Annotated in this window: 18 protein-coding genes and 1 pseudogene; 4 read left to right on the top strand and 15 right to left on the bottom strand. The window is 66.8% G+C overall.

All coding sequences use genetic code 11. The features are described from left to right. Positions 1-75: 75 nt before the first annotated feature. Positions 76-1332: a glycosyltransferase gene (locus B9D87_RS03515; protein WP_007774211.1), complete on the top strand. Its 1257-nt coding sequence runs from the start codon at positions 76-78 to the stop codon at positions 1330-1332. Between the two features lie 138 nt (positions 1333-1470). After that, a complete protein-coding gene (locus B9D87_RS03510) occupies positions 1471-2679 on the top strand; it encodes a class I SAM-dependent methyltransferase (RefSeq protein ID WP_007774212.1) in 1209 nt (402 codons plus the stop codon). Between the two features lie 76 nt (positions 2680-2755). Here B9D87_RS03510 and B9D87_RS03505 read toward each other — a convergent pair whose 3' ends face one another. The 13 genes and pseudogenes from B9D87_RS03505 to mutA all read right to left on the bottom strand — a co-directional run bounded on the left by B9D87_RS03505 (position 2756) and on the right by mutA (position 20857). Next, a complete protein-coding gene (locus B9D87_RS03505; RefSeq protein ID WP_077091815.1) occupies positions 2756-3559 on the bottom strand; it encodes a class I SAM-dependent methyltransferase in 804 nt (267 codons plus the stop codon). A gap of 112 nt (positions 3560-3671) precedes the next feature. Further along, a complete protein-coding gene (locus B9D87_RS03500) occupies positions 3672-4475 on the bottom strand; it encodes a TylF/MycF/NovP-related O-methyltransferase (protein ID WP_007774214.1) in 804 nt (267 codons plus the stop codon). 94 nt (positions 4476-4569) lie between these two features. Beyond that, complete coding sequence (locus B9D87_RS03495) at positions 4570-5856, bottom strand: glycosyltransferase (protein WP_040631307.1); 1287 nt, start codon at positions 5854-5856, stop codon at positions 4570-4572. 405 nt (positions 5857-6261) lie between these two features. Beyond that, positions 6262-7539 carry a glycosyltransferase gene (locus tag B9D87_RS03490; RefSeq protein ID WP_040631308.1) on the bottom strand — a complete coding sequence of 426 codons (1278 nt, stop codon included), beginning with the start codon at positions 7537-7539 and terminating at the stop codon, positions 6262-6264. Between the two features lie 123 nt (positions 7540-7662). Beyond that, positions 7663-8469: a TylF/MycF/NovP-related O-methyltransferase gene (locus B9D87_RS03485; RefSeq protein ID WP_007774218.1), complete on the bottom strand. Its 807-nt coding sequence runs from the start codon at positions 8467-8469 to the stop codon at positions 7663-7665. A 241-nt stretch (positions 8470-8710) separates the two neighbouring features. Then, positions 8711-9814 carry an NAD-dependent epimerase/dehydratase family protein gene (locus tag B9D87_RS03480; protein ID WP_007774219.1) on the bottom strand — a complete coding sequence of 368 codons (1104 nt, stop codon included), beginning with the start codon at positions 9812-9814 and terminating at the stop codon, positions 8711-8713. A 182-nt stretch (positions 9815-9996) separates the two neighbouring features. Next, complete coding sequence (locus tag B9D87_RS03475; RefSeq protein WP_007774220.1) at positions 9997-10989, bottom strand: sulfotransferase family protein; 993 nt, start codon at positions 10987-10989, stop codon at positions 9997-9999. A gap of 590 nt (positions 10990-11579) precedes the next feature. Beyond that, entirely contained in the window at positions 11580-12494 is a 915-nt protein-coding gene (locus B9D87_RS03470) for a sulfotransferase family protein (protein ID WP_040631617.1), read from the bottom strand. A 386-nt stretch (positions 12495-12880) separates the two neighbouring features. Then, on the bottom strand, positions 12881-14044 hold the full coding sequence (locus B9D87_RS03465) for an acyltransferase family protein (protein WP_007774222.1): 1164 nt from the start codon (positions 14042-14044) through the stop codon (positions 12881-12883). 261 nt (positions 14045-14305) lie between these two features. Beyond that, positions 14306-15592: an esterase/beta-lactamase LipL gene (gene lipL, locus B9D87_RS03460; protein ID WP_007774223.1), complete on the bottom strand. Its 1287-nt coding sequence runs from the start codon at positions 15590-15592 to the stop codon at positions 14306-14308. Between the two features lie 51 nt (positions 15593-15643). Beyond that, positions 15644-16626 (bottom strand): annotated as a pseudogene (meaB, locus tag B9D87_RS03455) (methylmalonyl Co-A mutase-associated GTPase MeaB). A gap of 95 nt (positions 16627-16721) precedes the next feature. Further along, positions 16722-18974, bottom strand: coding sequence for a methylmalonyl-CoA mutase (gene scpA / locus B9D87_RS03450; protein WP_007774230.1), 2253 nt, complete (start codon positions 18972-18974; stop codon positions 16722-16724). A 5-nt stretch (positions 18975-18979) separates the two neighbouring features. After that, positions 18980-20857, bottom strand: a complete 1878-nt coding sequence (gene mutA, locus B9D87_RS03445; protein WP_007774231.1) for a methylmalonyl-CoA mutase small subunit — start codon at positions 20855-20857, stop codon at positions 18980-18982. Between the two features lie 180 nt (positions 20858-21037). Between mutA and B9D87_RS03440 the strand changes: the two genes are divergently transcribed. After that, positions 21038-21805 (top strand): TVP38/TMEM64 family protein, encoded by a 768-nt coding sequence (locus B9D87_RS03440; protein WP_007774234.1) that lies wholly within the window; start codon positions 21038-21040, stop codon positions 21803-21805. 47 nt (positions 21806-21852) lie between these two features. Beyond that, complete coding sequence (locus B9D87_RS03435) at positions 21853-22848, top strand: S1 family peptidase (protein ID WP_040631311.1); 996 nt, start codon at positions 21853-21855, stop codon at positions 22846-22848. A gap of 58 nt (positions 22849-22906) precedes the next feature. Here B9D87_RS03435 and B9D87_RS03430 read toward each other — a convergent pair whose 3' ends face one another. Both B9D87_RS03430 and B9D87_RS03425 read right to left on the bottom strand, forming a co-directional pair. After that, positions 22907-24391 (bottom strand): sensor histidine kinase, encoded by a 1485-nt coding sequence (locus B9D87_RS03430; protein WP_007774236.1) that lies wholly within the window; start codon positions 24389-24391, stop codon positions 22907-22909. Then, positions 24388-25098: a response regulator transcription factor gene (locus tag B9D87_RS03425; protein ID WP_007774237.1), complete on the bottom strand. Its 711-nt coding sequence runs from the start codon at positions 25096-25098 to the stop codon at positions 24388-24390. Before B9D87_RS03425 ends, B9D87_RS03430 begins: the two co-directional genes overlap by 4 nt. Positions 25099-25203 lie beyond the last annotated feature (105 nt).

Here is a 25203-nt window from a genome sequence, read left to right as displayed (position 1 = left end):
GGCCGGTCGGTAGAACCGGCAATAATGGCCCCGACGTCGCCGACAGGCGGGACGACTCGGAAGGCAGGACGTGGCGTGAAGTTTGCCCTGGCGAGCTACGGAACTCGCGGCGACATCGAACCGGCCGCCGCCGTTGGCGTCGAACTACTGCGCCGGGGGCACGAGGTTCGCATGGCCGTGCCGCCCGAACTCGTCAGCTTCGTCGAGTCGGTCGGGCTCACCGCGGTTCCGTACGGCCCGAAGGTGCAGGACTTTCTCGACGAGGAATTCCTTCGGAATATGTGGACCGATACCTTTCGCAATCCAATCAGGTCGATATCCAGAGTCTGGGAGCCCCTTATCCGCTACTGGAGCGACGCGAGCACCACCTTGAAATCGCTGGCCGACGGCGCCGACCTGCTCGCGACGGGCCTGAATTTCGAACAGGCTGCGGCCAACGTCGCCGAGTATTACGACATCCCGTTCGCCTCGCTGCACCACTACCCGATGCGAGCCAATGGCCAACTCGTCCCGAGCATGCCGTCGACCGCGGTCCGCTCGACGATGACGGCGATCGAATGGCTGTTCTGGCGCTCGACGAAAAAGGCCGAGAACGAGCAGCGCCGGCAGCTCGGCCTGCCCAAGGCGACACGTCGCTCGCCGCGACGGATGGCCGAACGCGGGTCGCTGGAAATACAGGCCTACGACCAGGCGTGCTTCCCGGGGCTGGCCGACGAATGGGCGAAATGGGGCAGCCGCCGGCCCTTCGTCGGCGCCCTGACGATGGAATTGCCGACGGACGGCGACGACGACATCACGTCATGGATTGCCTCAGGAACAGCCCCCATTTGCTTCGGCTCCGGGAGCATACCGCTCGAATCCCCCGCGGCCACCGTAGAGATGATCAGCTCAGCCTGTGCACGGTTGGGCGAGCGGGCGCTAATCTGCTTCGGCGGCACCGACTTCAGCGACGTCCCGCATTTCGACCATGTCAAAGTGGTCGGCACGGTGAATTACGCGACCGTCTTTCCCGCCTGTCGTGCCGCCGTTCACCATGGCGGCGCGGGCACCACGGCTGCGAGCCTGCGCGCGGGGACCCCCACGCTGATTCTCTGGAGTTCGGGAGATCAGCCGTACTGGGGAGCTCAAGTCAAACGGCTCAAGGTTGGCATGGCACGACGCTTTTCCGCCACGAGCCAAGAGTCGCTGGTTGCCGACTTGCGCACCATCCTTGCCCCCCAGTACGCCACGCGGGCTCGCGAGCTCGCCAGCCGGATGACCAAACCCGCCGAAAGCGCGGCGACCGTCGCCGACCTTCTGGAAGACGCAGCCCGCCGGGCACCGGCTGAGTAGACCCAGAACGGTCGCGCTCTAGCGAAGATCCGTGGAAGCGCTCGAAGAACATCAGGCGCCGCCACGGAGGTTTACGCTGATTAAAAGTGGTATTCACCTTCTAGACAGGGGGCCGCTTTGACTGAACACAGATGTCGGGTGTGCGGCGAAGCTCTTCGAAAGGTCCTCGACCTCGGACGGCAGCCGGTCTCAAACGCATTTGTGAGGCCCGACGAGACCGCGAAGGTGCCCTTCTACCAACTTGAAGTCGGTATGTGTGCATCGTGCACGATGGTGCAGCAGCTGAATCAGGTTCCCCCGGACGCAATGTATCGCGTGGATTACCCCTATCGCGCCTCCGGCTCCGCCCTGATCCGCAGGCACGGTGAGGATGTTGCCCAGCAGATTATGCAGATGTGCGCAGGCGAACGAGGGGATCCGTTCGTCGTTGAGATCGGGTGCAACGACGGCGTCATGCTGAAGACACTCCGCAAGGCAGGGATACGACACCTGGGTGTGGACCCCGCCGCGAGCGCGGCCGATGTCGCCCGTGCGCAGGGCATCGCCGTATGTACAGAGTTCTTTGACGAGCCAACGGCCGGCCAGATCCGCGATGAGCACGGCCCGGCCGACATCATCTATTCGGCGAACACGATCAGCCATATCTCCGACCTCGACTCGATATTCCGTGGAATCGACTTGCTGCTTGCTCCCGACGGGTTACTCATCATCGAGGACCGCTACCTCGGTGATATCCAAAAGTGTGTCTACTTCGATCAGATCTACGACGAACACTTCTACCTGTTCTCCGTGGGCTCGGTGCAATCGCTGGCAGTTCGGTTCGGCCTCGAACTGATTGACGCCCAACACCTCCCACTGCACGGAGGTTCGATTCGTTACACCCTCGCCCGCGCAGGCACCAGGAATGCCGCCGCCAACGTCGCCGAATACTTGGCGCAGGAAACAGCCGATGGGATTGCCGAAGACGCAACGTTTGTTCGGTTCACGACCAACCTCGAACGCATCCGCGCGGACCTACTCCGTCTCCTACGCGACTTACGATCCGACGGCAAGCGCATCGTCGGGTATGGAGCCACATCCAGAAGCGCTACGGTGATGAACTTCTGTGATATCGGCCCGGATCTCATTCCCATGGTGTGTGATTCGACCCCCGAAAAGCAGGGTTGCCTGGCACCCGGCTCGAATGTTCCCGTGTGTTCACCTGAAGCCTTCTCCCACCCCTATCCCGACTACGCATTGCTGTTCGCCTGGAACCACGCCGACGAGATCATGACGAAGGAGCGCTTGTTTCACGAGAACGGCGGACGCTGGATCTTCTACGCGCCGCAGGATGTCCGCCTCGTCTGATCATCGGCTCCGGGCGACGTCCAGGCCAGCCAAAAGTGTTGAGAGACAGTGCCTCTTGTAGATTCAGGGGTTGAGCTCAGCGCGCGGGTTTCATCAGCAGGCCCTGGCCGGTGGGCAGTGAGCAGATTTTCACACCCAGCTCGCCGGCGACCTCATCCATGGCGATGCGCTGCTCGTCGCGTCCGCGATTCGCGTAGTCGTCCAGCAGCACGAAGGCGCCGGGTGTGAGGCGCGGCCAAAAGTAGCGCAGCGCGGCGACTTCGGGGGGCGCGCAGTTCATGTCGATGTGCAGGTAGGCCACCGACGTCGCCTCGACCTGCTCGAGTGTCTCCGGGACCGCGCCCACGATGATGCGCTGGTTTTTCCATTGCGAGAAATTGGCGCGGACGCCATCGACTCCGTTGACGTACATCCCGTTGCGGAGGTGTCCCTCGCTCGTCTCCAGCGCTCCGGCCCGGCGTTCGTTGTCGCTGACGAACCGCGGGTCAAGCCCGGCGAAGGTGTCGAGCAGGTAGAACGTCTTGCCCAGCCGATCCCAATCGAGGTACTCCATGATGGCGCTGCTCAAAAACCCGTAGCTGACGCCACACTCGACGAAATCGCCCTCGAGGTGGCTGGCGCTCGCGGCGGCCCACAGCCCCACGTGTACGCGCCATTGCCACTGGTACCAGTCCTCGTTACCGAGGGATTTGGCGCCGCGCCGGTAAGCGCGCTGGAAGTCGGGATCGTCGAGGAATCCGTGGAAGTTGTTGAACGTGATCAACGCGTCGTTGGCGTAGACGTCCGGCAGCAGCGTGCGCGCGAGCCAGTATTCGGTGCGCACCCACCACATCCTGAGGCGGGTGCCAGCTGTCAGCCCTGTTGCCACGGCGGCAACCATAACATCGGCGCGCACGGCGTCCCGGGGAAACGCGACGGGAGCGCGGTGATCGTGTTTCGACCATCCCTCGCCGGAGGGCAAACCGTTTCGTACACCTAGGGTTTCAGCAATCTCACTTGCGCCACAGCACGCCGGTGCCGTCGATCTCGACGATCTCCGATGTCACGCCGTGTTGCGTTCGGTAGTCGGTCACGGCTTGCGCGCACGCCTTGATCGCGTGGTAGTCGTCGACGATGCAAAAGCCCCCGGGCGACAGCCGCGGGTAGAGCGCATCGAGCGCCTGAATCGTCGACTCATACAGATCGCCATCCAGCCGCAACACCGAAATGCGGTCGATCGGGGCGTCCTGCAGGGTGTCCTTGAACCACCCCGGAACAAACCGGACCTGGTCATCGAGCAACCCATAGCGCTCGAAATTCGCTTTGACGTGATCTTGCGGCACGCCCAGGATGCGCGCGTGGCGATGCAGCCTAATCCCTTTATCCGCCTTGTAATTGACGGTGTCCGGGGGCGGGACACCCGCGAACGAATCGCACAGCCATACGGTGCGCTTCTCGTCCCCGTGGGCCGCGAGCACGGCACGCATCAGGATGGAGGCGCCGCCGCGCCACACACCGCACTCGACCAGGTCGCCGGGCACGTCCTCTTCCAGCACCGTCTCGACGCAGTTCTGCAAGCTGGTCAGCCGCTTCATGCCGATCATCGTCAGGGCATCCGCCGGCCAGTCCAGGCCGAGATCACGCGCCTGCTTGTTGAACGGACGCTTCCGCACGAGCATCAAGTTGCGGGTGCTGAACAAGGGTCGACCGAGGCGGTACAACCCGACCGGCACCAGCTCGTCGCTGCCGTACCTGGTGAGGTCACGCCGGAGCAGGTCGAGGTATGCAAACCGCGTGTCGTGATCCGTCACGGCCAAAACTGCCCCTTAATCCGCAAGCCAGTAGTACCGGTAGAGCCTAGACGCCGCATGGGCGCCGTTAATGCGTTTCGCAGTGTATCCGTTGCCCCGCTCAGCGACTTCGCTCCGCGGGAATGCCCGGGACGCAACGCCCCGAGCGGGCGAACTCTTCCAGCAGGTCGACGGCGCGACCTGCGCTCTCGGCGGGTTTGCTCATCCGCGCCGCAAGCTCACGGGCACGGGTGAGGTACTCCGGCGCCAGGATCTTTCGCAGGTCCGCGACCAGGGACTCGGGCGTGGTGGCCGAGAACCGCCGGGACGTGCCCACCTTCAGCTGCTTGACGTGAGACCCCCACATCGGCTGATCACCCGCCGTCCAGAGGATCAGCGTGGGAACCCCGGCGCGCAGGCCCGCCGCCGTGGTGCCCGATCCGCCGTGGTGCACGACGGCACGGCAGGCGGGGAAGATCTTCGTGTAGTTGACGACGCCGACGACCTTGACGTGCTCGAGCTGCGGGACGTCGCTGAAGTCGCTCCAGCCGGAACAGATCAGGGCCCGCTCCCCCAGCTCCGCGCACGCGTCGCCGATCATGCGGACCGTATCGGCGGGTGTCTCGGCGACCGGCATGCTGCCGAAGCCGAAACAAATCGGCGGCGTTCCCTGGGCGATCCACGACAAGGTCTCGTCGTCGGAGTCCGTCGGCAGTTCCATGGTCAGCGAACCCACGAAAGGCCGTTGCGTGCCCCACTTCTTCCATTCTTCGGCCAACCCGGGGAAGCAGACGTCGTCGTACGCCTGAATCTCCAGCGAACCGCGTTCGGCGATGCGTCGCGGTGAGGCGACCGAGGCGGTCGGCAGGCCGAGCTCGCGGCGCTGCCGATCCTCGGCCTTCTTGTTCATCCGCCAGCACATCCAGTCGTATATCGACATGCCGGTGCGGACCAGGGGCCCGGGCACCTTCGGCAGGAGACGACCGTTGGGACGCATCGGGATGTAGTGCAGCGTGGCCATCGGAATGCCGTAATAGTCGGCGACGTTGATGGCCAAATCCTGGTAAAGCTGGCCACTGAACAGCAAATCGGCACCGGCGCCCACCGACATCAGCGCCGAGCTCATTTCCTGCCAGTTGCGCAGCACCGGTTCCCAGGCTTCGCGCATCAAACTGATGGGTCCCCTGACGAAATTCTTCCAGAAGTCCCGGATGAACTCGTCGCTCCAAAAGTCGTGCATATCCGGCCCATAGCCGATCGCCGGAAGACCGGCCGCTTCGGCCAGACCGACGAGATTGGGCGGGACGGCCATCCGAACCGAATGGCCGCGGCGCATCAGCTCACGACCGATGGTGAGGCAAGGTTCTATATCCCCACGCGTTCCATAGCTTGCCACAGCAAATTTCATCGCGATTAATACCTTAATCAATCCCCGACGGCATGGGCAACTTTGACTGCAGCGCTTTCGCTCGGTAATCTGCGGCCCGCCATTGGCCCTGCGGTGTGGTCAGAGACAGTGAATGTAGTTGTTTCGCAACGGATTTGGCAGCCCGAGGCCAGACACGATCGCGAGCGCGCACCGGTACAGTCGAGCGCGACGAACCCAACCCCATCGGCCTTTCCCCCCGACCGTAGAAGTATGACGACCCCGGGTGGTTTAGCTGAACCCCAGGTATCGCCGCCTGATCATATGTAAGTCTGCCAGACGATCGACAGCGTGTCTCAGAAAAATCAGAAGTCGATCCGGATGGCGCCGCACGCCCCGATTCGATAGCTGAGTCAGCTATCCGCCCTGCACAACGGCTGCGGCGGGCTAGCTGGAACGGGACCGACTCCGCGAGCTGACGAAGTTCTCCACGACGTCGGCGGCCTTGACCACGCTGTCGGCCGGCTTGGTCATCCGGGCACCGATCTCGCGGGCGCGCGCGGCGTAGTCCGGGGCCAGGATCCGCCGCAGGTCCGCCACCAACGATTCCCGGTCGGTTGCCGAAAACCGGCGTGTGGTACCAACTTTCAGCCGTTTGAGCTGGGCTCCCCAGACGGTCTGATTGGCGTCCATCGACAGAATCAGGGTGGGAACCCCGGAGCGCAGGCTCGCGGCGGTGGTGCCCGAACCGCCGTGGTGGACCACCGCACGGCAGACGGGAAAGATCGTCGCGTAGTTGACCGGGCCCACCACCTTGACGTGATCGGCCAGGGGCACGCCGCTGAAGTCGCTACGGCCGGCGGCGATCAGCGCCCGCTCCCCCAGCTGCGCGGACGCCGAGCTGATCATCTCGACGGTGTCGGCCGGGGATTCGACCGGCATGCTGCCGAAGCCGAAGAAGATGGGCGGGGTCCCGCCGCGAATCCAGGACATCACCTCGTCGTCGGCTTCGGTGGTCAACTCCATCGTCAGCGGGCCGACGAAGGGCCGCAGGCCATCCCATTTCGCCCACTCGGCGGCCAGACCGGGGAAGCAAACCTCGTCGTACGCTTGGATTTCCAGCGATTCACGGTCGGCGATGCGCCGCGGCGACGGTCCCTTCGCCTTCGGCAGCCCCAGTTCTCGGCGCTGGGTGTCCTCGACCTTTTTGTTCAGGCGCCAACAGAACCAGTCGAACGCGGTCATCGCCGAGCGGGCCAGCGGCGGCGGCAGGATCGAGACGACCTGGCCGTTGGGCCGCATGGGGACGTGGTGCAGCGTGGCCAGCGGAAGGTCGTAGTACTCGGCGACGTTGGCGGCCGGCTCCTGGTAGCTCTGCCCCGCGAATACCAGGTCGGCTCCGTCGGCCAGCGACATCAACGTGGTGTTCATCTGCGCCCAGCACTGATCGCTGAGGTCCCACATCTCGCGCCACATGCCGCGCATTTCCCGGATCTTCCAGAAGCCGCGGAAGAACGACGTCCAGAAGTCGCGGTACACGTCGAGCCAGGCCTGCGATTCCAGCCCATACGGGACGGCCGTCAGCCCCGCGGCTTCGGTGAAGCTGACCGAGTCGGGCGGGACGGCCATGACCATGTCGTGCCCGCGGCGCTGCAGTTCGCGCGCTACCACCAGGGAAGGCTCGATATCACCGCGCGTCCCATAACTGGCCAGCACACATTTCATCGCGAATCCACGCCCTTCGGTTGCGCCGTCATTTGAAGCACCGACATCACTGTAAATATCGACGAAACTTCACAGCACCGGTTTGCGCGACTACCTCGGGGACGAACTAAGGGCAGCTGCGACTCAGGCTTTGCGCCACAGCACGCCGGTGCCGTCGATCTCCTCGATCTCGGCAGTCACGCCATGTTGCGTACGGTAGTCGGTCACCGCCTGCGCGCACGCGGCGATGGCGTGGTAGTCGTCGATGATGCAAAAGCCCCCGGGCGACAGCCGCGGGTAGAGCGCATCGAGCGCCTGAATCGTCGACTCATACAGATCGCCATCCAGGCGCAACACCGAAATGCGGTCGATCGGGGCGTCCTGCAGGGTGTCCTTGAACCAACCCGGAACAAACCGGACCCGGTCATCGAGCAACCCATAGCGCTCGAAATTCGCCTTGACCTGCTCCTGGGGTATGGCCAGCACGCCGGCGGCGCGATGCAACTTGATGCCCTTGTCCGCCTCGTAGTGCTCGGTGTCCGGCGGAGGTACGCCTTCGAAGGAGTCGCACAGCCACACGGAACGCTTCTCGTCGCCGTACGCCGACAGCACGGCACGCATCAGGATCGACGCCCCACCCCGCCACACACCGCACTCGACGAGATCACCGGGAACGTCGTCTTTCAGGACCGTCTCGACGCAATGCTGCAAACTGGTCAGCCGCTGCATGCCGATCATCGTCAACGCGTCCGCCGGCCAGTCCAGGCCGAGGTCACGCGCCTGCTTGTTGAACGGGCGCTTGCGCACCAGCAGCAGATTGCGGGTGCTGAAGAGGGGACGCCCGAGGTAGTTCCAGCCGACCGGCACCAACTCGTCGCTGCCGTATCGGGTGAGATTGCGTCGCAGCAGCTCAAGATAGGCGGAACGGGTGTCTAGAAAGGGAGATCGCATGTCACGATCGGTAACGGTCAAGGGTGCCCCTTAGTTCAGATGAAGTACTGGCGGTGATGCGCTCGACCACGTCGAGGCCGTCAATGCGTGTCGCAGTTGTCCAACTAGCTCGCCTGCCCGGCCTCCTTGACCTGTCCCCCCGCTACCGGGTGACCATCCCTGCCCTACCGGGCAGTAGCAACCATCATAGGCGTTAAATTTGTGCGGCCTCGGCTGCTGGATGGGTGCGGGACGATGCCCCTTAGCGGCGCCCGGCGTGTTCGACGGCGGGACGGCCCGAATCGGTCGCGGGAGCCTTGGGTTGCTCGCCGATCCATTCGAGCAACGCGCCCAGACCGTCGTCGAGAGTGGCCTTCGGATGCCAGCCCAGCTCGGTCTGCGCCGGTCCGATGTCGCAGCTCGCGGCGCGCACGTCGCCGTCGCGGAATTTCGGCACGACGGTCGGTTCGGGCGCGCCGCACATGGCGGCGATCTTGTTGGCCAGCTCATGGATGGTGGTCGCGCTGCCGGACCCGATGTCGAGGCAGCGCGGCTGCGTCGCGGGCCGCTGCACGGCGGCGAAGAGGGCGTCGACGACGGCATCGATGTAGACGAAGTCCCGTACGATCCGGCCGTCCTCGTAGACCTCCAGCGCAAGCCCCTGCCGCGCCAACCGTGCGAACAGCGCGACGATCCCGGTATACGAATTGGTCAGTGACTGGCCCGGGCCGTAGACATTTTGCAGCCGCAGCACGCTGAGGTTGGTGTCGTGCGCGGCCGTCCAGGCCGCCAACAGGTGTTCCTGAGCCAGCTTGGTCGCCGCGTACACGTTGGTGGGCCGGGGCTCCGTTCGGTCGGCGCGGCTGGGCAGCGGCACGGCCTGTTCGCCCGCCGGCCCCTGCGGATCCCAGACACCGGCGAGAAGTTGTGCGTGGCTGCGGGGTTTCGGATAGAAAACCTGCTCGCCGGATTGCCACGCACCCTCGCCGTAGACCGCCCGCGACGACGCCAGGACCAGTTGCTCGGGCACGCTTCCCGAGCGGCTCAGGGCGTCCAGAAGCTGAGTGGTTCCAACGACATTCACCGAACCGTGGCGCGTCGCCTCCGACAGCGACTGTGCGGTTCCGGTCTCGGCCGCCAGATGGACGACTTGCGACGGGCGGAACAACCGCAACACGGCGTCCCAGTCGGGCGCATGGGTGACGTCGCCGGTGAACAGCCGCACGGCGCGCGGCAGCTCGATCGGCCGGGCGCCGCCGTGCACCTGGGGATGCAAGACGTCCATCACCGCGACGTCGTATCCGGCCTCGACGAGACGGTGTGAGAGCGCCGACCCGATGAATCCTGCCCCACCACTGATGAGCACGGACGCTGACAAGAATCGACGCCTTTCTTTCGTGTGCAGAGGAAATTACGCAACCGGCGCGCATCGCCGCGCGGTCCGGTCGATCATATCGGGGACTCTAGGCGGCATCACAGGATTCCGCGAAGCGGACCGACGGCGTCTCGAATTCGCACAAAGCGCGCGAACGAAGCGGGCGAAAGGGGTTAGGCCCAGGTCCCCCGGTGCCGATGCGCCATTGCCAGCACCTCCATCACCGGGCGGGCGATGACCGGCCGGAAGATACGGAACAGCATGCTGTTCGATAAACCATGAAAGTCCTCGAATGCCTTGCGGAAATCCCGTTCGCTCTCCCGGTAGGACGCGAAAACACGGTCCAGTGTTGACATGTCGATCGGATCGTCCTGGGCGGCCTCGCGTAATGCTTCGTAGACCAACGAGATCCAATCCGCGCCGAAAAGGCTGGGCACCGGCCCGCAGTGCCGTTGGCGGTGCAGACCGGGGGTGAGGAACTCCTCGATAGCGTCCTCGTCCTGGGTATGCAGCTCGACCGGCAGCTCGGTGGAAATCCGCTTCATTTCCCGGCGCCAGTCGTCGAGAAGATTCGCGTAATCGACGAATACGCGCGGCACCCCGCGAGTGTTGCGCTCGGCGAGGATGTTGCATTTCAGCCATAAGGCACTCGCGAGCGCGGGAGAGACGTGCCAGGACTTCACAATCGAGGAGATGACCTCCTGCGGATGACGTACCGCGATCACCGACGCGACGTCGAATCCGGCCTGACGCGCCGCCTCGAACCACAGGTCGGACAGGGTGGTGATTCTGGGCTCCTTGATCACCACCAGCGGCGCCGCGGGCAGGGTGGACAGATACGCGGCGATCTTCGCGACGCAGGCCTTGCTCTCACCGGGATCGACCGCGCCGTCGTCCAGAAACCGCAATGACGGGTCGTACCAATTGGTCCCGAGCCGGCGAAGGATCGTCTCGTTCAGCGAAATGGCCGCCCGCGGTTCCCAGTAGCCGAGCGGATTATTCGCGTCGGCGCCCAACATCGCAGCAGGAAGTGTGCCGCCGCACAGCGAGAGCACCCGGGTGAGCGCCGAGGTTCCGGACCGTTGCGGGCCGAGGACGAACAACACAACCGGACGGGTGGAATCAGAGGCGTTGTCGGCTTGTTTGCTCGTCCGGGCCAATCTCATCGCGAATCGAACCTTTCACTTCTCGGGCATCTAACCGGCTTCGGGAATTCCGTTGTTATTCACGTCTTTCCGAGCTGATGCGGGCCTGTCCGGGACGGGCGCGCAGCAATCACCGGAGCCAACCCGATTGCGCACATCATTAAGTCAGGGCCTGAATCTCGGCCCCGCAACATCTTTGACGAAAAGAGGAGATTACCTACCGAACTCCTCATACGGAGTCAGCTATGACTTGCGACCGTCAACTTCGCCCCCCGGGTCAGTTTCGTCGGATCATTGTGCCCGCTAAGGACTATAGCCGGGGCACACCGTTCACGACATGATTTTTACGAATCCGTTTTGTTTACTTAACTTTTGGATGGCAACGCGCAGAACGACACGACGACAGCGATTGTTATGCCTGGCGCGAATTGCATCGGCGAGGCCGGTAAGCCATATCCGCACACCCATGCCGCGGCCTTGGACAGACCGGCCGTGCATTCCGCGAACGCAAGCATGGTTACTCTAACAAACGATCTGAGCCGCCGTGCGTGAACCACGCCGGTGACCCAAGTTTGGTGGAGACAAGCGCGCTGACCAGTGCGACGGCTCCCCTAGGCCCAGGCTCCCCTGCGTCGATGCACCATCGCGGCCACCTCGAGGATCGGCTTGACGATGAACGGCCTGAACACCCGGCGGACCACGCTGTTGGTCCGCGTGTGGAATTCGGTGAAGGCCATGCGGAAATCACGCTCGCCGGCCTGATAGGCCTCGAAAACCCGATCGAGTGTCGATACGTGCAGCGGGTCGTCCTGCGCCGCCCCGCGCAGCGCTGCGTAGACGGCGGAGATCCAGTCGCTACCGAAGTGGTCGGCCACCGGTCCGCAGTATCTCTGGCGGCGAAGATCGGGAGTGAGGAACTCCTCGATCGCGCTCTCCTCGGCGGTGTCCAGATCGATGTCGAGCGTCGTGGCGATGCGCTTCACCTCTCGGTGCCAGTCGTCGAGAAGGTTGGCGTAGTCGACGAACACCCGCGGCATGCCGCGGGTATGCCGCTCGGCCAGCAGGTTGTATTTGAGCCACAGGGCACTCGAGAGCTCCGGCGAGGTTTGGACGTACTTCGCGGTCGAGGCGACGACCTCCTGCGGGTGACGCAGCGCGATGACCGCGGCGACGTCGAACCCGACCTGGCGCGCCGCCTCGAACCAGAGTTCGGAGAGCGCGGTTATCCTCGGCTCCTTGATCACCACCAGCGGCGCAGCCGGCAGCGTGCCCAGGTAGGCGGCGATCTCTGCGATACACGCGGCCTTTTCCTCCGCGCCGAACGCGAGCTCCTCTTGCAGCCGCATCGTCGGGTCGTACCAGTTGCTGTCGTGGCGACGCAGGATCGACTCGTTGAGCATGATGGCCGCGCGCGGCTCCCAATAACCGCGCGGGTTGTTCCCGTCGGCGCCGCACATCCCCGCCGGCAGCGTGCTCCCGCACAGCGACAGCACCCGGGTCAGCGCGGACGTCCCCGACCGCGCCATGCCCAGCACGAACAGCGCGACGGGGCGGACAGTGGTTCCCGAACGGGCTGGGCGCGCCAGCAGGCCGGCGCTTTCGGCGGAGTGGCTCGTCCGGGCAGGCGTCATCGCGGAACCCAACCTTTCAGTTCGCTCTGGCGGGCCCCCGGGATCTGGGGCCATTATGCATGACTTTGCAATTTCGGGTGCGATGTTCAATTACTCGTTTCCGGCAATGCCACCGCGGCTTCGAACCACGCCTCCGGCAACGTCAATTTAGGGTCAAATATTGGTGAATCCTGTGTATTTCCAATGTCTCCGCATAAAGGTGAGATTGAGGGTTGCGGATTGTTGCGCGGGTTTGCCGCATCCGCGGCGACGGCGCGGGGGCGACGGCGCCCTTCGGTGAGTTATTCGGCCGGGACGGCGTCTGCGGCCGGCGGTGCGCCGACGCCGGTGTCACCCCATCCGCGCGCCCGCCGCTTGAAGCGTGACTTCAGGGACAGCGCGCGCTTCTCCACCAGGAACCAGCTGAGCGCGGCCAGCGGGAGGGTGGCGGTGGCGGCGACGACCGCGAACACCAGCGGAGGCAGGAAGGCCAGCCCGCAGATGACCAGCAGCTGCTGCATCGGCCACGCGTAGATGTAGACGCCGTAGGAAAGGTCGGTCCGCAACCGCAGGCGCTTGTGGTGGAGCAGCGCGCCCGACACGACGACCGCGTAGGCCAGCGGAAGCGCGGCGAGTATCCGGTAGTTCGGCACCAGCAAACCCGTCACCACCACGATGGCGGCGCTCAGCGCGACCAGTGACCACCGGGCCGGGATCACGTCCCGGAACTCGTGCAGCACCGCACCCGCCGCGAACACCAGCGCGAACCGCGTCACCATCTGGACGATCGTCGGCACCGTCTCGACGGGGTAGGACACCAGCACCGAGACCACCAGGAAGAGCGTGAAAATCACTGGGGCCGGCCATCTGCGGTTCATCAGGCCGGCCACGCCCGCAGCGGCGACGGCGACGTAGCAGAACAATTCGAAGATGAGGGTCCACAGCACCCCGTCCCACACCCCCGGGAACGGGACGTTCTTCGGCGTTCCGTCGATGCCGGCGTGGTACACGTTCAAGACGGCGTTGTTCAGTACATAGGTGATCGGCGCGGGCGACAGCAGCAACCTGACCGCCGAGCCCCCTTGGATCGCGACCCCGATCGGGGCGATGACGAAGGCGACCACGGCCATGCAGACCCACAGCCCCGGAAAGATGCGCAGAGCGCGGGCGACGAAGTATTCGCGCAGCCGCGGGTTGCGGACCCAGCTCGACGTGATAAGGAAACCGGAGATGACGAAGAACCCGTCGACCCACCCCTGGGTGAGTAGCTGATCGACCGGCGGGTGCAACTTGCGGCCGGTGAGCGCCCAGGAGTGTTCCAGGATGACGCCCGACGCCAGTATCAGGCGCCAGACGTTGAGCGCGTTATTCCGGGTGTCGAATACCTGCGCGAGCCTCGGGCTTGCGGTCCTCGGCCGGCGGTTGGCGGTCGGCTCGGGGCCGGAGGCTTCTGGGTGCGCGCTCATCTGCGGGTTCCGATGCGTTCAACCAGGCGAACTGAGTTTGCCGCTTTCCTGGATGCCGATATCGCCGCCCGGCCATCAGCGCGCCCCCAGAGCGCAGATCGCCCGCCCGGCATTCCGTGGCAACGCCGCGAGAATGCGCGGAAATGGACGGGGCAAACATCCGGACAGAGTACATCGCCCGCAAATCCGACGCGCGCGGGCAACCAACTACGCCTATTCGAATCCGGTCGCTGAATTAAGCACAATGGTTATTTTACGGCATCAGCCGGCGACGGCTCCCGGCTCGTAGAACGGCGCCCCGAACTCGGTGACCGGGCGGAACCCGCGCTTGCGCACCTGCTCCGCGGCCCTGCGGATCAGCGCGTAGATGCCCACGAACGCAGCGTGATCGGACATCACGAAGGGGGTCAGCAGCCGGTTGTGCACCAACGAGAACGCCACCCCGGAGGCGGGGTCGGCCCAGCCCACCGAGCCACCCATGCCGACGTGGCCGAACCCCGGCATCACGCTGCCGATGGGCAGTGTGTGATAGCCCAGGTGAAAAGCCAACGGTACGAAGATGTTTCGGTCCGGTCGCAGGCTACGCTCACCGGTCAGGCCGGCGACCAGATCGCGGGAGAGGAACCGGATGCCGTCGACCTCGCCGCCGTTGGCGATGGCGCCGTACATGCGCGCCAGCCCCCGCGCCGTGGCAACCCCGTTGGCGGCCGGGATCTCCGCGTCCAGCAATGGGGTGTCACCCTGGACCGCGCCGACCAGGCCCTTGAAGTACATCGACCGGTAAGCCCCGGACATCTCGTTGGCGACCTTGCGGGTCACGTAGCTGACGACCGGGTTTCCGATCAGGTGCTGCGGGCAGATGATCTCGGCGACCCGCGTCGGTGCGTCGGCCGGCGGCCGGCCGAGGTGCAGGCCGTCGGTGCCCAGTGGCTCGGCGAGTTCCTCGCGGATCAGCGTGCCCATGCCTTTGCCGGTCACGGCCCGACCGAGGCCCGACATTAGCCAGCCGAACGTCAGCGCGTGATACGCCGATTTGCCCAGCAGCCGCCCCGGGGCCGCCGCGGCCAGCTTCTGCTCCATCACGACGTGATCGAGCAGGTCTTCCTTGGTGGCGCCGCGCAGGCCTGACAGCCCGGCCTGATGCCGCATCACCTGGCGCACCGTGATGTCGGCCTTGCCGTTGGCGGCGAACTCGGGCCAGTACTCGGCGACGGGCGCGTCGTAGTCGATCAGCCCCCGGTCGGCAAGCCGGTGGATGACGGTGGCGGCCATCCCCTTGGTCGCGGAAAACACCATGGGCGCGGTGTTTTCCGTCCACGGCCGCTGGCCACCCCGGTCGGCCCAACCCGCCCAGACGTCGACGACGGGCTGTCCGTCGACATAGACGGCCAGCGCCCCGCCACCGAACCGGCGGGCCGGGAACATGCTGGCGAAACTACGAACGACGCAACCGAAGTGTGAGTCCGCCGCGCCGGACACACGATGACCTGCGTCAAGGTCATCGTGGACACGGACCGCGCGGCGATCGACTCGGGTATCCACCGTCACACTTTGAATTTACTTGAATTACACAACCGGCCGGAGCGAAACCCCGATTATTTACCTATCCGTTAGCCCGACGCGGCCGTCAATATTTGCTCGGCCGCCAGCGCGGGAGTTAGCTCGCCCGCCTTGACTTTTCGCTCCACGTCGGCGCGGATCTTGCGCACCGCGGGGCTGGACAACACCCGGTCCAGCACGGTGTCGCGGACCATCTGCCACGTCCAGTCGACCAGCTGGGCGCGGCGGCGCGCCTCGAACTCCCCCGCCTCGCTGAGCACCCGCCGATGACGTTCGACGGTGTCCCACAGCTCCTCGAGGCCAGTCCCTTCGGCCGCGCTCATCGTGAGAACCGGGGGCCGCCACAGTGTTTCGCGCGGATGTATCAGCCGGATCGCCCCGGACAGCTCGCGTGCGGCCGACCGGGCCTCGGCCAGGTGATCGCCGTCGGCCTTGTTCACCACGACGATGTCGGCCAGCTCCAGCACGCCCTTCTTGATGCCCTGCAGCTGGTCGCCGCCGCGCGCGAGGGTGAGCAGGACGAAGGTGTCGACCATGTTGGCCACCGTCACCTCGGACTGGCCGACGCCCACGGTCTCGATGAGGATCACGTCGAACCCGGCGGCCTCCAGCAGCACCGCCGTTTCACGGGTCGCCTTGGCCACCCCGCCCAGGGTGCCCGACGTCGGCGACGGCCGGATGTATGCATCCGGATGCATTGCCAGCCGCGACATCCGGGTCTTGTCGCCCAGGATCGAGCCGCCGGTGCGCGTCGACGACGGGTCGACGGCAAGCACCGCCACCCGGTGGCCCAGCTCGATCAGATGCATGCCGAGGGCCTCGATGCTGGTCGACTTCCCCACCCCGGGGATGCCGGTGATACCGACCCGATAGGCGTTACCCGAGTCCGGAGTCAGCTCCAGCAGCAGCTGCTGCGCCTTCTCGCGATGGTCGGCGCGGGTGGACTCCAGCAGCGTGATCGCCCGCGGCAACGCCGCCCGGTCGCCGTTGCGGACGGCCTCGGCCAGCTCCTGGGGTTTCATCTCCAGCTCCCACGGGCCGCGAGCGTAAGCACACTGCGAAAAATCCCGGCCAAATCCGCAGTGTGCTTACGCTCGCGATAGAGATCCTCAGCCATTTAGTCGAGCGTGTAACCCAGCCGCTCGGCGAGCTTGTGCAGCAAGCCGATTGCGGCGTCGGCGATCACCGTCCCGGGCGGGAAGATGGCGGCGGCCCCGGCCTCGTACAGCTCGTCGAAGTCGCCCGGCGGGATGACGCCACCGACCACCACCATGATGTCGGGCCGCCCGACCTCGGCCAGCGCGTCGCGCAGCGCGGGCACCAGCGTCAGGTGACCGGCGGCCAACGAGGACACCCCGACCACGTGCACGTCGTTGTCGGCGGCCTGGCGGGCCACCTCCTCGGGCGTGGAGAACAGCGACCCGACGTCGACGTCGAATCCGATGTCGGCGAACGCCGTCGCGATCACCTTCTGGCCGCGGTCGTGGCCGTCCTGGCCCATCTTGGCGACCAGGATCCTGGGGCGCCGGCCGTCGGCTTCGGCGAACTTCTCGACGAGCGCTGTGGCGGTGTCCATGTTTCCGGCCTTTCCAGCTTCGTCGCGGTAGACCCCGGCGATAGTACGGATCTCCGCCTGGTGACGGCCATACACCTTCTCCAGGGCGTCGGAGATCTCGCCGACGGTGGCCTTGGCGCGGGCCGCGTCGATGGCCAGCGCGAGCAGGTTGTTGCCCAGCCCGTCCTCACCCGCGCGGCCGTGGGCGGCCGCCGCGCGCGACAGCTCCGCCAGCGCGGCGTCCACCACCGACTGGTCGCGGGTGTCCCGCAGCTCCTTCAGCTTGGCCAGCTGCTCGGCGCGCACCCGGCTGTTCTCGACCTTGAGGACCTCAACCTCCTGGTCCTCTTCGACCTGATACTTGTTGATCCCGATCACCGGCTGGATGCCCGAGTCGATGCGGGCCTGGGTGCGCGCGGCGGCCTCCTCGATGCGCAGCTTGGGAATGCCGTCGCTGATCGCCTGCGCCATGCCGCCGTGCTCAGCGACCTCGGCGATGTGGGCGCGGGCCTTCTGGGCGAGGTGATGGGTCAGCCATTCCACGTAATACGAGCCCGCCCACGGGTCGATGGGGCGCGTGGTGCCCGACTCCTGCTGCAACACCAGCTGGGTGTTGCGCGCGATGCGGGCCGAGAAGTCGGTGGGCAACGCCAGCGCCTCGTCCAGGGCGTTGGTGTGCAGCGACTGCGTGTGCCCCTGCGTTGCGGCCATCGCCTCGATGCAGGTGCGGGCCACGTTGTTGAACGCGTCCTGCGCGGTCAGCGACCAGCCCGAGGTCTGCGAATGTGTGCGCAGCGACAGCGATTTGGCGTTCTTCGGGTTGAATTGGGAGACCAGCTCGCTCCACAGCAGCCGGCCCGCCCGCAGCTTGGCGACCTCCATGAAGAAGTTCATCCCGATGCCCCAGAAGAAGGACAGCCGGGGCGCGAACTTGTCGATGTCCAGCTCGGCGTCCAGTCCGGCCTTGATGTAGTCGACCCCGTCGGCCAGCGTGTAGGCCAGCTCCAAATCGGCTGTGGCGCCGGCTTCCTGGATGTGGTATCCGGAGATCGAGATGGAGTTGAACTTCGGCATCTTCGCGCTGGTGTAGGCGAAGATGTCGGAGATGATGCGCATCGACGGCTTGGGCGGATAGATGTAGGTGTTGCGCACCATGAATTCTTTGAGGATGTCGTTCTGAATGGTGCCGGCCAGCTTCTCCGGCGCAACGCCCTGCTCCTCGGCGGCCACCACGTACAGCGCCAGGATCGGCAGCACCGCCCCGTTCATCGTCATCGACACCGACACCGACGACAGGTCGATGCCGTCGAACAGCTGGCGCATGTCGAGGATGGAATCGATTGCCACACCGGCCATTCCGACGTCACCCTGCACGCGCGGGTGATCGGAGTCGTACCCGCGGTGGGTGGCCAGGTCGAAGGCCACCGACAGCCCCTTCTGGCCGGCGGCCAGGTTGCGCCGGTAGAAGGCGTTGGACTCCGCGGCGGTGGAGAAGCCGGCGTACTGCCGAATGGTCCACGGCTGGTTGACATACATCGTCGGGTAGGGCCCGCGCACGAACGGCGGTTCGCCGGGGAAGCTGTGCAGCGGATACCCTTCGGCTTCGACGGCCGCACGGTCGGCGCCGATGTACACCGGTTTGACGTCGATGTCTTCCGGTGTCTGCCATCGCAATTGGTCGGGTGTGTACAGGTGCGCGGCCGCGGCCGCGGCCACGTGTTCGTCGACGGCGGCTTCGGTCGCCGGCGCGATCGGCCGCTCGCTGTGCAGCGGGATGTCGGCGAAGCTGCCGACAGTGGGTGCAGTGGTCGTCATGGTGTCTACGCCCCCAGCCTGGTGAGGAGATCCGACAAAGCTTCGACCGCATTGATTTTCGCGGTCAGGAATTGGTCCGGTTGGTGCTCGGCGTCGGCCACGGCCTTGTCGGGCCCGGCCAGATAGACCCGCGCGATGCCGGCGTCGCGGGCCGCGCGCACGACGTCGGACGCCTCGTCCGCGTAGCGCTTGTCGGTGCCGCAGATGACCGCCGCCGACGGCGACCCCGCGTCGGCGACCGCCGACGCGATGCCGTCGGCGTCGACCGTTCCGGGGTTGACCGCCTCGATGCCGCCGGAGGCCAGCAGGTTCGAGGCGAACGTCGCGCGGATGTTGTTCTCGGCCAACGGCCCCAGCGGCAGCAACAGCACCTGCGGGCGCGAGCCGGTGCGGGCCAGGTAGGCGTCGGACCGGTCCCGCAACGCCTCGAACTCCGCGGCGTACCGCACCAGTTTCCCGGCGGCCAGCGGCGAATACGTCGAGTCGCTGTGCGACAGTGGCGGTTCGGTGAGGTTCGGGAACTCGTTGACCCCGGTGATCGCGGTCTTGCGGTGCGCGATGTCGTCGGCGCGGCGGGCGGCCACCTCGGCGATCTGCCCGGCGATGAAGTCGCGGGCTTGGGTGAATCCGCCGTGCTTCTCGATGGCCTGGAACTGCTCCCAGGCCCGTTCGGCCAGGCAGCGGGTGAGGTCCTCCACGAACCACGAGCCGCCGGCGGGGTCCAACACGCGGCCCACGTGCGACTCCTCGAGGAGCAGCAGCTGCGTGTTGCGGGCGATGCGGCGGGCGAAACTGGTTGCGACGTCCGGGAATCCGCCGTCGATCGCCACGTCGAACGGGAATACCAGCAGGGAGTCGGCGCCGCCGACACCGGCGCCGAAGGCGGCCACGGTGCAGCGCAGCATGTTCACCCACGGGTCGCGCTGGGTCATCATCGGCAGCGACGTCTCGGCATGGATGACGGTCGCGCCCGCATCCGGGTCGCCGACCACCTCGGCGACCCGCGCCCACAGGTTGCGGGCCGCACGGAACTTGGCGATCGTCATGAACTGGTCGTCATCGGCGGCGAACCGGAAGCTGATCTGCCGCAACGCCTGGCCGATCGACAGCCCCGATTCGGTGAGCACCCGCAGGTAGCTCACCGCGGCCGCGACACTGGCCGCCAGCTCCCACGTCGCGTTGGCACCGAGGTTGTGGAACGCGGGCCCGTCGACCGTGATCGCGCGCACGCCGGTGTGATCGGCGGCCCGCTTGGCCACGGCGACCACGTCCTCGGTCCTCGGCGCCGGCCGCTCGCTCAGGGCCGCGCTCAGCGGGTCGCCGCCCAGGTCGATCGACAGGGTGGCGCGCTGGTCGGGTTCCACCCCGTCCGCCAGCGCCAGCACCGCGTCGCTGGCCGCCGGGTAGTCGGCGCCGGCCTCGAGGATCAGCGGCGCCATGCTCAGATAGACGCCCTCGAGCGTGTCCCCCAGCTGATCGGGCGCGACGCCCGATTCCCCGATCCGCAGCACCAGCGCGCCGGCCCCGTTGCCGAGCGCGTCGAGCACCGCGGAGTTGACGTCTTTGGCCGCGACGCCGGGCACCGGGGTGGCCGGGAAGGCCTCGGCGACCTTCCAGCCGGACTTGACGTCGCGCAGCGCGTCGCCGCCGCGCACGAAAGGCCACTCGCCCGGCAGCGGCGGTTCCGGCAGTTCGTCGAGCGCGGTGTAGAGCGCGCGGACCGCGATCCCGTCATACGTCGGGGTCTCCAGCAGCCGCTCGGGCGCGTCCCCCAACTGCTCGGGGTCCTTCCGGGTGCTTTTAGCCAGCACTCCGGCGACCGCACTGCGCCAACGCCCGCGAACCTGTTCTAGGTCGTCGAGCTCGGGTACATCAATGGACACCGATTGCTCCCTTTTCCCAGCATTTGGGCTACAGCTCTGGGGATACCACTTAGCTATTGAGGCTAATTGATGACCGCTCGCCGCTAAAAACCGCCAGGTGCGGCGAGCGGGCCCGATTCCCGGTGAAACGCCAGGCTCGGGACACGGCTTATTCACCTGCGCCCCGTACCCTATTGAGACGTGACGGGTTCCGCCACCAGCAATATCACCGCGACGCTCCGCGATCTCGGCTGCGCCATCGGCGTCGCCGCGCGAGGCGTGTCCCGGTCGCGCATCGTCTGGACAGTGGTGGGCATCACAGCGCTGCTGCTGCTGGCGTCGTTGCTGCCGCTGCCCTCGCCGGTGCAGATGCGCGACTGGGCGCAGTCCGTCGGGCCGTGGTTTCCGCTGGCGTTCCTGGCCGCCCACATCGTCGTGACGGTGGTGCCCATTCCCCGCACGGCGTTCACCCTGGCGGCCGGGCTGTTGTTCGGCCCGCTGCTGGGCGTCGCCATCGCGGTGGTCGCCAGCACGGTGAGCGCGATGATCGCCATGCTGTTGGTGCGCGCGGCCGGGTGGCGGCTGAATCGCCTGGTGCGCCACCGATCCATCGACACCGTGGAAGAGCGCCTGCGCCAACGGGGCTGGCTCGCCATCCTGTCGCTGCGGCTGATCCCCGCGGTGCCGTTCTCCGTGCTCAACTACGCCGCGGGCGCATCGAGCGTGCGGGTGCTGCCCTACGCCGTCGCGACCCTGGTCGGATTGCTGCCCGGCACCACCGCCGTCGTGGTGCTCGGCGACGCACTGGCCGGTCACATCAGCGCGCTGCTGTATCTGGTGTCGGCGGTCACGAGCGCGCTGGGACTGACGGGACTGATCATCGAGATCCGGCACTTCCGCCGGCACCACCGCCGCGCCCACCGCCACCTCGACGACGAGCGCTCCCCCGAACCGGCCACCATCAGCTGATCACCAACTTCGTCAGACCGCCGCGCGGTGCGCCAAACATCGGTCTAATGGAGAGGGTGTACGCGATGGAGGTCGCGAGTTGGGGGACGGGGTACTCGCCGGCTCGTACCGTCGCGTTGCCGCTGAGCGCCCTGGTGCTGGCGGTGCTCGCCGTGATGGGTTTCCTGCCCGGTCCGGACGAGCGGCGGCGCAAGCCCAAGAGGAGCCTGCGCGCCCTCATGAGCGCGCAGCCGCGCCGCGCCAAGGTCCACACCTCGCTGCTCACCCTCGCGGTGGTGTGCAGCATCGGCGCCCTGGTGGCGGCCGTCTGCCTGTTCCCCGAGACCGCCACTTCGGCGCAGCAGCCGCCGCCGCCTCCGCCGCCCGTCCTGGCGCCGATCGATCTGCCCGCCGCCAGCGCCGCGGGCCCGGGCGCCGGAATCTATGTCGACTACGCTGACGGATCCGGCGGAATGGGCTGCACCGCAGGGTTTTTGGTGCACACCAGCAGCGGCGGGGCCGGGATCCTCACCGCCGGGCACTGCAACCGCCCCGGGGAACGCAGCAAGGTGACGATGAACCTGGGCGGCGTTCTGCCCTACGCGACGCTGGGCACGTTCACCGAGACGGTCAACGAGGGTGTCCACGACGAACAGCACGACATCGGCCTGATCACGCTCGACGGTGACAACGTTCCGCGGTCCCCGGCCATCGCCTCGTCGTTGCCGGTCAGCGGTGTCGCCACCAACCTGGTGATCGGCCAGCAGCTGTGCAAGTTCGGGATGGGGTCCGGCACGGATGCGTGCGGACAAATCGTTCAGATCACCGGCAGCAAGGTGGTATTCCTGGCGAGCGGCCGGTGCGGCGATTCGGGCGGCCCGGTGTACCTGAACGAAAAGGACGGCACCGTCAGCGCCGTCGGGATCCTCATTCGCGGCGGCGACCCCCATACCGCCAAGGCCGGGTGCGCGGCGCGGGCGAAGTTCTCCGTCGCCGAGTTGGTGCGGCCCTGGCTGGACAAGTGGCACCTGACCGCCGTGACCGCGCCGGCCGCCCCGGGCTGACGGCCTCTTTCCCGCCATCTTCAGGTCGGCTTCAGGCTGACTTCCTACCGTCGCGGCGTCACACCCGCGGCAGCGTAAGGCGGAATTGTGCGCCGCCCCGATGCGGCAGGCAGACCAGTTCGCCGCCGTGGGCGCGCGCCAGCGCCCGCGCGATCGCCAGCCCCAGCCCGGCGCCGCCGTGGTCGCGGGCGCGGCCCGGGTCCAGGCGGACCAAGCGCTCAAAGATGTTGTCCCGCTGGTCATCCGGGATGCCCGGGCCGGTGTCGGTGACGGTGATTTCCGCGACGCCCTCGGGTGCGCGAAGGTCGACGGTGATAGCCCCGCCCGCCGGTGTGAACCGGCGGGCGTTGTCGAGCAGGTTGGACACGATCTGCGACAGCCGGGTCGCGTCGGCGTCGAGATGCAGCGTGGTCAAACCGGTGCGCGTGACGCTGACCTGCGGTGCCAGCATCGCGGCTCTGTCCACTTCGCCGTCGAGCACGGCGGCCACGTCCACGTCGTGCAGCTCGAGCGCGAGCCCGGCGTCGATGCGGCTGAGGTCGAGCATGTCGGAGACGAGCCGTCCGGCGCGGCGGGCGTCAGAGAGCAACAGGCTCGCCCGGCGATATTGCCCGTCGTCGTGGTGTTCGGAGGCACTGTGCGCGACCTGCTCGGCGGCGACCTGAATGCCGGCGATGGGGGTGCGCAATTCGTGGGCGGCGTCGACGAGAAATCGCCGGGTCGCCGTCTCCGCGCGCTGCGCGGTGTCGGCGGCGTGCCGGGCCCGGCGTTCGGACAGTTCCAGCGCGTCCAGCATGCCGTCGAATGCGGTTGCGGCGCGGCCCAGTTCGGTATCCGCGCGATCCGGGTGCAGCCGCCGGCCGCGATCGCCGGTGGTGATGGCCTTGGCCAGCGCGGTGAGCCGATCCAGCGGGCGCAGGGCCGCCCGGCTGACCGCGATGAGCAGCAGCGCCGCGAGCAGCAGGGTCACCAGACCCGCACCGATCATCAAGCCGCGCAACTGATGTGCGACCTGGGTGGTCTGCGTGGTGTCGGCGACCAGGATCACCCGGCCGCCACCGGGCAGCGGGTGCACGACGGCCGTCGCGGTGGCATCCGGCGGCGGGCCGGGCGGCGGCGGTGGCGGGTATGGCGGTGGCGGGTACGGCGGCGCTGGCGCGTATGGCGGTGGCGGGTACGGAGGCGGCGGTGGCGGTGGCGGTGGCGGATACAACGGTGGCGGTTCGACGTCGCCGTCGCTCAGCTCGGGACTGATCCCGCGGTCGCCGTACGCGGTGCCGTCGGGCGTGAGCACGAGCGCCCGGATCCCGCCGCCGTTGAGCTCGGCAGCGAGCAGATCGGGTGAGGTGTGCGCGGCGCTCAACGCGTCGGCGCGCGATGTCGCGGCCAAGAGCCGATCGTGCAGATTGCGGTGGGCCAGAACGCCCATCGTGATGTCGATGGTGACTCCGAGCACCACCAGCAGCACGGCCAGCAGCGCCAGCACCACCAGGGTCACGCGGCGCTGCAGCGACGGCGTCGGCGTCGTCGACGCGGCCGTCATGACCGCTCGGCCCGCAGCCGGTAACCGATGCCGCGCACGGTGTGCAGGATCCGCGGCCCGTGCGCCTCGAGCTTGCGCCGCAGCCCGCTGACATGAACTTGGACCAGGTTCGGGTCGTAGGCGTCGTAGCCCCACACCCCGTTCAGGATCTGGCCCGCGCTGACGATCCGGCCGCGCTGCTCCACGAGGAAAGCCAGCACCCGCAGCTCGGTCGCGGTCAGATCCAGCCGGTGACCGCCGCGCGCGGCCACGCCGGCGCCGAGGTCCAGGGTGACGTCGCCCACCTGGATCACCTGGGACAGCCGGCCGCGGCGGCGCAGCACCGCGCCGACCCGCGACACCAGTTCGGCCAGCTCGAACGGCTTGATGACGTAATCGTCGGCCCCGCCGTCGAGTCCGCGCAGCCGATCGGGCAGTCCGTCGCGCGCCGTGATCAGGACGATCCCGATGTCACCCCATTCGCGGACGACGTCGATCAATTCGAACCCGTCGCGCCCCGGCAGCATGACGTCGAGCACCACCAGGTCGGGCCGCATCCCGTCGAGAACCTCTTCCAGGCCTTCGCCGTCGCGGCGGGTGTCGGTGTGATAGCCGACATCGGCGAGCGCCTCGCTGACCATCTCCCGGATGGTCTCGGAGTCTTCGACGACCAGCACCCGCGGCGTGCCGACGCTGAAGTCGCCGCCGGCACGTGCGCAAACCGTCATACCCCCATTGTCGGCACCGGTGCTGAAGCGAACCTGAAGGCCTTTGGCATCCCCTCATCTTCGTCACAGAGGGAGAGGTATGTGCCGATTGCCCGCCTCTGAGCG

Origin of the sequence: Mycobacterium colombiense CECT 3035 (genome assembly GCF_002105755.1) — a bacterium.
In the GTDB taxonomy this organism is placed as follows: domain Bacteria; phylum Actinomycetota; class Actinomycetes; order Mycobacteriales; family Mycobacteriaceae; genus Mycobacterium; species Mycobacterium colombiense.
The sequence above is the reverse complement of the archived record's forward strand: the minus strand, read 5'-3'. Positions and strand labels throughout refer to the sequence as shown.

Bases quoted from the DNA above. Each gene is read 5' to 3' on its own strand.
- scpA (WP_007774230.1), bottom strand. From the start codon at position 18,974: ATGACGACCACTGCACCCACTGTCGGCAGCTTCGCCGACATCCCGCTG.
- B9D87_RS03490 (WP_040631308.1), bottom strand. From the start codon at position 7,539: ATGAAATGTGTGCTGGCCAGTTATGGGACGCGCGGTGATATCGAGCCT.
- B9D87_RS03430 (WP_007774236.1), bottom strand. From the start codon at position 24,391: ATGACGGCCGCGTCGACGACGCCGACGCCGTCGCTGCAGCGCCGCGTG.
- B9D87_RS03435 (WP_040631311.1), top strand. From the start codon at position 21,853: ATGGAGAGGGTGTACGCGATGGAGGTCGCGAGTTGGGGGACGGGGTAC.
- B9D87_RS03475 (WP_007774220.1), bottom strand. From the start codon at position 10,989: ATGAGATTGGCCCGGACGAGCAAACAAGCCGACAACGCCTCTGATTCC.
- B9D87_RS03495 (WP_040631307.1), bottom strand. From the start codon at position 5,856: ATGAAATTTGCTGTGGCAAGCTATGGAACGCGTGGGGATATAGAACCT.
- B9D87_RS03485 (WP_007774218.1), bottom strand. From the start codon at position 8,469: ATGCGATCTCCCTTTCTAGACACCCGTTCCGCCTATCTTGAGCTGCTG.
- B9D87_RS03470 (WP_040631617.1), bottom strand. From the start codon at position 12,494: ATGGCGCGGTCGGGGACGTCCGCGCTGACCCGGGTGCTGTCGCTGTGC.
- B9D87_RS03505 (WP_077091815.1), bottom strand. From the start codon at position 3,559: ATGGTTGCCGCCGTGGCAACAGGGCTGACAGCTGGCACCCGCCTCAGG.
- B9D87_RS03425 (WP_007774237.1), bottom strand. From the start codon at position 25,098: ATGACGGTTTGCGCACGTGCCGGCGGCGACTTCAGCGTCGGCACGCCG.
- B9D87_RS03465 (WP_007774222.1), bottom strand. From the start codon at position 14,044: ATGAGCGCGCACCCAGAAGCCTCCGGCCCCGAGCCGACCGCCAACCGC.